The 9,484-nt window shown below is 62.2% G+C and carries 8 protein-coding genes; 5 read left to right on the top strand and 3 right to left on the bottom strand.

Annotation, left to right across the window (positions count from 1 at the left end):
• The first annotated feature begins 126 nt into the window (after positions 1 to 126).
• A complete protein-coding gene (locus tag PUQ42_RS10020; protein ID WP_420534967.1) occupies positions 127 to 348 on the top strand; it encodes a glycoside hydrolase family 97 C-terminal domain-containing protein in 222 nt (73 codons plus the stop codon).
• A 14-nt stretch (positions 349 to 362) separates the two neighbouring features.
• Here PUQ42_RS10020 and PUQ42_RS10015 read toward each other — a convergent pair whose 3' ends face one another.
• The 3 genes from PUQ42_RS10015 to asnS form a co-directional block, all read right to left on the bottom strand.
• Positions 363 to 971, bottom strand: coding sequence for a hypothetical protein (locus tag PUQ42_RS10015; protein ID WP_273373354.1), 609 nt, complete (start codon positions 969 to 971; stop codon positions 363 to 365).
• Positions 972 to 1,055: 84 nt separating this feature from the next.
• Positions 1,056 to 2,480, bottom strand: a complete 1,425-nt coding sequence (gene rpoN / locus PUQ42_RS10010; protein WP_273373352.1) for an RNA polymerase factor sigma-54 — start codon at positions 2,478 to 2,480, stop codon at positions 1,056 to 1,058.
• Positions 2,481 to 2,871: 391 nt separating this feature from the next.
• On the bottom strand, positions 2,872 to 4,260 hold the full coding sequence (gene asnS, locus PUQ42_RS10005) for an asparagine--tRNA ligase (RefSeq protein WP_087309452.1): 1,389 nt from the start codon (positions 4,258 to 4,260) through the stop codon (positions 2,872 to 2,874).
• Positions 4,261 to 4,375: 115 nt separating this feature from the next.
• Between asnS and PUQ42_RS10000 the strand changes: the two genes are divergently transcribed.
• From PUQ42_RS10000 to PUQ42_RS09985, 4 genes are all read left to right on the top strand, one after another.
• Positions 4,376 to 5,713, top strand: coding sequence for a glycoside hydrolase family 2 TIM barrel-domain containing protein (locus PUQ42_RS10000; protein ID WP_273373350.1), 1,338 nt, complete (start codon positions 4,376 to 4,378; stop codon positions 5,711 to 5,713).
• A gap of 6 nt (positions 5,714 to 5,719) precedes the next feature.
• Positions 5,720 to 6,193, top strand: a complete 474-nt coding sequence (rlmH, locus tag PUQ42_RS09995; RefSeq protein ID WP_087309450.1) for a 23S rRNA (pseudouridine(1915)-N(3))-methyltransferase RlmH — start codon at positions 5,720 to 5,722, stop codon at positions 6,191 to 6,193.
• Between the two features lie 4 nt (positions 6,194 to 6,197).
• Complete coding sequence (locus PUQ42_RS09990; RefSeq protein WP_273373348.1) at positions 6,198 to 6,773, top strand: helix-turn-helix transcriptional regulator; 576 nt, start codon at positions 6,198 to 6,200, stop codon at positions 6,771 to 6,773.
• Between the two features lie 280 nt (positions 6,774 to 7,053).
• Positions 7,054 to 9,330, top strand: a complete 2,277-nt coding sequence (locus PUQ42_RS09985; protein WP_273373346.1) for a TonB-dependent receptor — start codon at positions 7,054 to 7,056, stop codon at positions 9,328 to 9,330.
• Positions 9,331 to 9,484 lie beyond the last annotated feature (154 nt).

Below are 9,484 nucleotides of genomic sequence, written 5' to 3'. Positions count from 1 at the left end.
GCTGCAGAGGGCGCCCGAACCCGGGGCCTATAGGCTGGCGGCCCCCAAGACCAAAGGCCGCAACTAATGGTTCATGGACAGGGGTAGAAAAAAAAAAAAAAACGAAGAGGCCCGGACGATGGAGATATCGGTTTCGATTTTCTGGAACCAGGCCGGGAGTACGTGGCAACGCTCTACGCCGATGCGCCGGATGCCGACTATGCCGAGAACCCGGAGGCTTACCGCATCCGCAGCGGACGGGTCACAGCCCGCAACCGGTTGTCGGTATGGACGGCCCGCGGCGGAGGATTTGCCATCTCGCTGCGGGAGGCCGCTCCGGACGACCGCAGACTGCCGAAGCTGAAATAAATCGGGTTCCGGATTTACAGGAAGAGTACGGCCAGCATGGCCACCACGAAACCGCCGCAGAATCCGGCCAGCACCTGCGCGCCGTTGTGACAGCCGAGGTAGAGACGTGCCGAGGCCAGCGCTCCGGCGGCAAGGATGGCGACCATGAGCGGGATGAGCATGTTGCCCACTCCGACGATGTTCATCACCACGAGCAGAGCCACCACGGCCCCCATGCCGGTCAGGTGCAGACTGATCTTCCACCACAACGACACCACGAGGCACATCGCCTCACAACAGGCGGCCGCCACCATGAACTTGCGCAGAAAGATGGCCGAGGGGATCTTCGCAAAGGTGATGGCACAAAGGATGTAGCAGACGATTCCGACCGCCAGGGGCAGCCACCGTTCGCGACGGTTGTCCACCTTGAAACTGGAGATCCGCCCCAGCGAATGCAGCACGCCGAGCACCAGGAACGGAATGACGATCGCATAGAGCGCCACCACCCACATGAGGTAGAACTTCACCTGCGTGGAGTAGTGGGCGAAGGTGGTCATCGTGAGCAGCACCGCCATCAGGTAGACCGGCAGCAGAAAGGGGTGCAGCACCCACGAGAGCGTATTGGCTATTTTCCGATAATTCATTGCATTCATGCTTTTTAAGGCCGCCCCGACGCGACCGGGCATCACTCAGCCCCGTTCTTTAATTTCCCCCCCCCTCCGCCGGGGTCAGATCTGCTTGCGCAGCCGCGCCACCGGGATGCCCAGCATCTCGCGGTACTTGGCCACCGTACGCCGCGCAATGCGGTATCCCTTCGAATTGAGGATGTCCATCAGCGTCTCGTCGGTCAGCGGGTGGCGCTTGTCCTCGCCGTCGATACACTGCTGGAGGATGTGTTTGATCTCATAGCTCGAGACCTCCTCACCCGATTCGGTCTGCATCGCCTCCGAGAAGAGCGACTTGAGCAGGATGATCCCGAACTGCGTCTGCACATACTTGCTGTTGACCACGCGCGAGATGGTCGAGACATCGAGCCCCGTGCGGTCGGCAATATCCTTGAGAATCATCGGGCGGAGTTTCGAACGGTCGCCGTCCTTGAAGTACTCCTGCTGGTAGTCGAGAATGGTCTGCATCGTGCGCATCAGCGTGTCGTGGCGCTGCTTGATCGCCGAGATGAACCACTTGGCCGAGTCGATCTTGTTCTTGACGAACTGCAGCGCCTCCCGATCCTGCTCCTTGACCTTGCCGTCGGGACCCACCATGTCGCGGATCATGTCGACGTAGCGGCGGTTGATCCGCACCTCGGGGACGTTGTACGAATTCATCGAGAGGTTGAAATGACCGTCCTGATAGTCGAGGATGAAATCCGGAATGATGTAGGGTGTCGTATCCGTTCCCCCCTCGGCATAGAGGTTGCCGGGTTTGGGCGAAAGGTGCTTGATCTCGGCAATGGCCTCGCGGAACTCATCCTCCGAGACCTGCAGCCGCGCCATCAGCTTCTCATAGTGCTTCTTGACAAACTCGTCGAAGTAGTCGGCCAGAATCCGGCGGGCCAACCGGCGCGGACGCGTATTGAGCGGCAGCTGGTCGATCTGCAGCAGCAGGCACTCGCGCAGGTCGCGGGCCCCGATCCCGGCCGGTTCCAGTTCGTGGATGATCCCCAGGATACGCGCCAGCTCCTCGGCCGAGGTCTCGATACCCACCGTAAAGGCGATGTCGTCGGCCACCGACTCCAGGTCGCGGCGCAGGTAGCCGTCCTCGTCGAGACTTCCGACCAGATAGGTCGCCAGACGCATGTCGCGCTCCGAGAGGTTGCGGAAATTCAACTGCTCGATGAGATACTCCTGCAGCGAGCGTCCTTCGGTCAGGTAGACCGGACGCTGCTTGTCGTCCTTCGAGTAGTTGTTGATGTGGCTCTTGTAGGAGGGGGTATCGTCTTCGCGCAGGTATTCGTCGACGGAGATCTCCTGCGGCTGCAGGTCTTCGTCCTCGGCGGGACGTTCCTCCTCCTCGAGGACGATGTTGTCTTCGATCTCCTGCTTGATGCGCTGTTCGAGCTGCACGGTAGGCAACTCCAGCAGCTTGATCATCTGAATCTGTTGCGGAGAGAGCTTCTGCTGAAGCGAAAGTACCTGTTTCTGATTGATTGCCATATCGAATCCAAATTAAGAATAAGAATCTCCTTCCAATTTGGTTTCTTCATTTCGGGTTTGTTCGGGTTTTCCACATTCAGGGGTGGTCGATCGCCGCTCGAGCAGCGGACTCCGGGGGATAAACTTCCTCGCCCCAAAGTCCCGATGCCCCTGCTACAGGCTCGCTAAGGCCAACTTCTCCCACTGCCGGGTTCCGATGACCGTCCCTGCTCCAGACTCACAAAGGCCAATACCCACACACCCTTCGGGGCGCTCAATACCGGGCCAGCCCGTCTCCCGTGATCGGTGTCCGAAGCCGCGTCACCGCAGCCTCCGGCCCTGACCGGGGAGGGTTTGTTGCCGGCCGGTCGCCGTCCAAGGCGTACCGGCCGCAAGTACGGCAGCCGACCGATCAGAAATCGGCGTGCATCGGTGTACGCGGGAAGGGCTGTACGTCGCGGATGTTGGTCAGACCGGTGACGAACAACAGCAGACGGTCGAAGCCCAGACCGAAGCCCGAGTGGGGAGCCGATCCCCAGCGGCGCGTATCAAGATACCACCACAGTTCGCGCTCGTTCATGCCGAGCTCCTTGACGCGGCGGTTCAGCTTCTCGTAGTCGGCCTCACGCTCCGAGCCGCCGATGATCTCACCGATGCCCGGGAAGAGAACATCCATGGCGCGCACGGTCTTTCCGTCGTCGTTCTGCTTCATGTAGAAGGCCTTGATATCCTTCGGATAGTTGATCAGGATCACCGGGCGCTTGAAGTGCTCCTCGACCAGGTAGCGCTCGTGCTCCGACTGCAGGTCGCAGCCCCAGTCGCACGGGAACTCGAACTTGCGGCCCGAAGCCTTCAGGATCTCGATACCCTCGGTGTAGTCGAGGCGTTTGAAATCGTTGTGCAGCACGAACTTCAGCCGGTCGATCAGCCCCTTGTCCCACATCTTGTTCATGAACTCGAGGTCCTCCTTGCAGTTGTCCAGCGCATACTGGATCAAGTACTTGAGGAAATCCTCGGCCAGCTCCATATCGTCCTCCAGGTCGTAGAACGCCGCTTCGGGTTCGATCATCCAGAACTCCGAGGCGTGGCGCGGCGTGTTGGAGTTTTCGGCGCGGAACGTCGGGCCGAACGTATAGATGCGGCCCAGCGACAGGGCGCCCAGCTCACCTTCGAGCTGTCCCGAAACGGTCAGATTGCACGACTTGCCGAAGAAGTCCTTCGTATAGTCGACCTTTCCCTCCTCGGTCTTGGGCAGATTGTTCAGGTCGAGCGTCGTGACCTGGAACATGGCGCCGGCCCCTTCGCAGTCCGAAGCGGTGATGATCGGCGTATGGAAGTAGTAGAATCCGTTCCTGTTGAAATACTCGTGGATGGCGTAGGCCATGGCGTGGCGGATACGCAGCACGGCGCCGAAGGTATTGGTTCTCGGACGCAGGTAGGCGATGTCACGCAGGAACTCCAGCGAGTGGCCCTTCTTCTGCAGGGGATAGGTATCGGGGTCGGCCGTACCGTAGATCTCGATCCGCTCGGCCTGCACCTCGACGCCCTGACCGGCCCCGGGCGAGGCAACCAGCCGGCCGTCGACACGGATGCAGGCTCCCGTCGTAATGGGCTTGAGCTGCTCCTCGCTGATCTTCGACAGATCGACCACCACCTGTATGTTGTTCACGCACGACCCGTCGTTCATGGCGATAAAGGCCACGTTCTTGTTGCCGCGCTTGGTGCGCACCCAACCTTTGACGACGATGTCGCTGTCCACGACCCCCGACTTGAGGATTTCTGCGATTCTCTGCGTTTTCATAGGATATAGATAGGATATTCAGTTCACACGTTTTTCCGAATTGCCAAAGTTAGCCATTATTTGCGATTTGACAAAAAAAAAGTACCTTTGTCGTGCTTATCTATCTCAGCATACGATGAAACGAACGTTATGGACGGCTGCGCTGGCAGCCTGCACGCTGACGGCTGCTGCCCAGGAGGAATCCGCTGCCCGCCCCCTGGCCGAGGGTGGCCGCATCTTCCGCACCGAGGTGGTCCCCTACAACGCCCGCCACGACGCCGATGCCCGCAACCGCCAGGCCGGAGGCTACTGGATGGAGTTCCGTCCCGAACTGATCACCCGCTCCGAGGGCGAGATCAGCGCCTTCTACGGCGCGAAAATCGACATCCCGTTCGAATGGACCGACGGTCGCGTCTTCCTCCACCTCGAAAATACGGGCGCCGGCTACTCGCTGTGGCTCAACGACCGGCCCGTGGCCGAGGTCAACGATCCGCTGACCCCCGCGGAGTTCGACCTGACGCCCTACGTCCGACAGGGGGTCAACTCGTTCCGCGTGCTGATGCACGCCCGGCACCTGGCGATCGACGGCCAGGGAGTGCAGCGTCCGCTCTTCGAAAACAGCTACCTCTATTACCAGAACCGGCGTTCGATCGCCGACTTCGAGATCGCCCTGGTCCCCGACACGCTGGGGCGCGAATTCGGCATGCTCGATCTGAAGATCATCGCCTGCAACGCCTACAATTACGACGAACCCGTCACCGTGGGGTACGACATCTACTCGCCGGACGGCAAACTGCAGGAGTTCAACATGACCGAGATCACCATCCCGGGCCGTTCGACCGATACGGTGCGCTACACGCCGCTGATCTACCACACCTATGAGCACAAGTGGGAGGCCGGAAGCAAAAATCCGCCCCTCTACAGCGTGATGCTCTTCACGCGCCGCAACGGCGTCTACAAGGAGTACATGCCCCTGAAGATCGGATTCGGCAAGACGGAACTCGTCGACGGACGACTCATGCGGCTGGGCAAGGAGCTGCGGCTGGTCAAGGCCCAATACAACGCCGCCGCCGACCGCAAGACGACCCTTTCGGAGCTCAAGACGCTGAAGGCCAAGGGAAACAATACGATCTGCCCGAGCTATCCGCAGCCCGTGTGGTTCTACGAACTGTGCGACCAGCTGGGGCTCTACGTCATCGACCGTGCGGCGATCGACGCCCCCGAGAAGCGCGATGACCGCCGCGTGGGCGGCACGCCATCGAACGATCCGCGTCTGGTCGACGAGTACATCGAACGCGTCAAGTCGATGTACTACCGCTCGCGCAACTTCACCTGCGTGGTGGCCTACGACCTGGGCTGCCCCTCGGGAAACGGCTACAACATGTACAAGGCCTACGAGTGGCTCAAGTCGGTGGAGAAGTCGCGGCCGGTGATCTACTCCGACGCCGACGGCGAGTGGAACAGCGACCTCTGACGCTTCATGAACATCGAACTGATCCTGATCGGCAAGACCGACTCGAAGGAGGTCGCCGCGCTGGTCGAGCTCTACGCCCGGCGGGTGAACCACTACTGCCGTTTCGCCGTAACGACACTGCCCGACGTGCGCAACACGAAGAGTCTGAGCATCAAGCAGCAGCGCACGGCCGAGGGTGAAGCCATCCTGCGCCAGCTCTCGGACGGGGACTACGTCACGCTGCTCGACGAACGGGGCACCGAATACCGCTCGGTGGAGTTTGCGCTGTGGCTGCAGAAGCGGCTGAACAGCGGCGTCAAACGTCTCGTACTGGTCATCGGGGGCCCCTACGGCTTCTCCGACGAGGTCTACGAGAGGGCCGATGCAAAGCTGTCGCTCTCGCGCATGACCTTTTCGCACCAGATCGTGCGGGCGATCTTCGCCGAACAGATCTACCGCGCCTTCACGATCCTCAACAACGAACCCTATCACCACGAATAACGCCATGCAGCCGACCCCCGCAATAGCCGTCCTGACCTCCAACATCCTCGTGGGTGCGGGGCTGCGTTCGATGCTCGAAAAGATGGTTCCGCAGGCCTCGGTCGAGCTGCTGCGCACCTTCGAGGCCTATCTCGAGGCGGGACCCGACCGCTATGTTCACTGCTTTGTCGCGGCTCCGGTCTTCCGGGCCCACAGTGCCTTCTTCCGCGAACGCTGCCACCGCACGATCGTGCTGACCCACGGAAGCCCGTGTCCGGGGATGCACTCGCTCGACGTCGACACCGACGAGGAGGAGTTCGTCCACGCGCTGGTCCGCATGCAGCAGCACGTGCGGCGCCCCGAGCACACGCTCAGCGACCGCGAAACCGCCGCACAGCCCCTCTCCGAACGCGAAACCGAGGTGCTGACGCTCATCGCCCGCGGGCTGATCAACAAGGAGATCGCCGACCGGCTGGGTATCGGGCTGACGACGGTCATCTCCCACCGCCGCAACATCATGGAGAAACTCGGCATCCGCTCGGTGGCCGGGCTGGCCGTTTATGCGCTGACCTCCGGGCTGGTCGACGCCGACGAGATCTGACAAGAGAGAGAGGGGGGGGCCACGGCCGCCGACAACCGACGACGCAACCGACCGTCACGTCAGGAACCCCACAACCGACCGCTGCAACCGTCCTCACGACTGACCGCCGCAACAAAACCCACGACCGGACCCTTGGCCGGCAGGCAGAGAGCTGACAGCGCACCGGCAGCGCACCACCGCATCCTGAAACAACCCGCTCCTCATAAATTAGGATTGCAGCTTTCGCCGGAAAAGCGTTACTTTGCATCGCAAAACCGCTGAAAAAGTATCCGACTGTCCGATGCCGATCCACAGACACCTCATTCCGCTGCTGATCCTCCCGATCCTTCTCGGGGCGGGGCACCGCGCCGTGGCGGCGGAGGACCCCGATGCGGAGATGGCCGACACGACGATCGTCGTTGACCGCGTGCAGGTGACGGCCATCAAGCAGGGTCCCGTGCTGCGCTCGACGGCCGTAGCGTCGTCAATCCTCGGCAGCCGCGTCGTCGAACGCCGCGGCATCTCCACACTGAAGGAGATCTCCTCGCTGGCCCCCAACTTCTACGTCCCGGACTACGGCTCGCGCATGACCTCGTCGGTCTATGTGCGGGGACTCGGCGCGCGGATCGACCAGCCGGTCATCGGCATGAACGTCGACAACGTGCCGGTACTCAACAAGAACGGATTCGATGCGGAGTTGGCCGACATCGAACGCATCGAGGTGCTGCGCGGCCCGCAGTCGACCCTCTACGGTCGCAACACGATGGGCGGCGTCGTGAACGTCTACACCCTCTCGCCCCTGACGTACGAAGGGGTGCGCGCCCTGGCCGAGTACGGCAGCGGCAACACGCTACGGCTGCGGGCCTCGGCCTACTGGCGGCCGCGGCAGGACGTAGGATTCTCCGTGACGGGCTTCTACACGCGTTCGGACGGCTTCTTCACCAACGACTGGAGCGGTCGCAAATGCGACTGGGAGTGGCAGATCGGCGGACGCTGGCGCGTGCAGTGGGACAACGGCCGCGGACTGCGGCTGGACAACACCTTCTCCGCGGCCCGGCTCGAACAAGGCGGCTACCCCTATGCCTACGCCGGCGAACCGATCGTCGAGGGGGGAGAGACGCTGCTTCGCCCGGGACAGATCGCCTACAACGACCCGAGCGGCTACCTGCGCACGTCGCTGAGCGACGGGCTGACGCTGCGCTACGACGCCCCGCGCTACAGCCTCTCGTCGATCACCAGCTACCAGTACCTCGACGACGCCATGACGCTCGATCAGGACTTCACGCCGCTCTCCTACTTCACGCTGCGGCAGGCCATCCGCGAACACGCCCTGACGGAGGATCTCGTCATCCGTTCGCGCGGCACGGAGCGTTACGGATGGCTCTTCGGCGCCTTCGGATTCTACCGCAACCAACGGATGGACGCCCCGGTGACCTTCAAGCGCACGGGCATCGAGCGGCTGATCCTCGACAATGCCAACACGTCGCCCGAGGTCCTCTACTACACGATCGACGCCGACGAACTGCTGCTCTCGTCGGAGTTCCGCACGCCGACGTGGGGCGCGGCCCTCTATCACGAATCGCGGCTCCAACTGGGGCGGTGGCTACTGACGGCCGGAGTGCGGGCCGACTTCGAACGCACGCGGATGAGCTACCGCAGCCGCGCCGATCTGGACTACCGGCTTAGCATCAACGGCGGGGAGCTCTCCCCGCAGCGGATCGCAATCGACGACCGCGACCGGCTGGCCCACTCCTACCTCGAGGTGCTTCCGAAGGTGACGGCGCTGTACGCCTTCGACCCGATGCGCAACCTCTACCTCTCGATCGCACGCGGCTACAAGGCCGGAGGCTTCAACACGCAGATGTTCTCCGACATTCTGCAGGAAAAGCTCCAGGGGGCGATGGTCTCGGGCATCCCCGAGGTGGATCCGGAGCGGATGTCCTACCGTCCGGAGTACAGCTGGAACTTCGAGCTGGGCGGCCACTTTTCGTGTCTGGACGGCGCCGTGCGGGGCGACTTCGCCCTCTTCTGGATCGAGGTGAGCGACCAGCAGCTGACCGTCTTCCCCGAAGGGCAGGCCACGGGCCGCATGATGGCCAACGCCGGACGTTCGCGCAGCCGCGGTGCCGAGCTCTCGCTGCAGGTCTCGCCCTGCAAGGATTTCGACCTGAACCTCAACTACGGATACACCGACGCCCGCTTCGTGCGCTACCGCAGCGGTGTGGAGGACTACGCCGAGCGGCGCGTCCCCTATGCCCCGGAGCACACCTTCGCGGCCCGCGCCACGTGGAGCCGTCCGACGGGCGTCGAGTGGCTGGGCGACGTGGTCGTCGAGGCCGGCGTCCAGGGGGCGGGCCCCATTGCGTGGAACGAGCAGAATTCGCTCACGGAGCCCTTCTACGCACTGATGAATGCCTCCGTACGGCTCGAACACCGCCGCTGGTCGATCGGCGTGTGGGGCCGCAACCTCACGGGATCAGTCTACAACGTATTCTATTTCAAGTCGATAGGACACGAGTTCGTCCAGCGCGGACGACCCCGGACCTTCGGCGTCACATTCACCCTAAACTTTCAATGACATGCTGAAAAAACTGCTGATGATGAGCCTGGCGGCCTTTGCGCTGGCTGCCTGCAACGACGAAGCCGACGAAGGAATCCAGTACGCGACGAGCAACCCCTCGATCGTCGACGGGGTCTTCACAAGCGACAACATGCACTTCTACGGAACGGCC

The organism is Alistipes megaguti, assembly GCF_944320325.1.
Lineage (GTDB): Bacteria > Bacteroidota > Bacteroidia > Bacteroidales > Rikenellaceae > Alistipes > Alistipes megaguti.
This window is presented reverse-complemented; position numbering and strand designations above follow the sequence as displayed.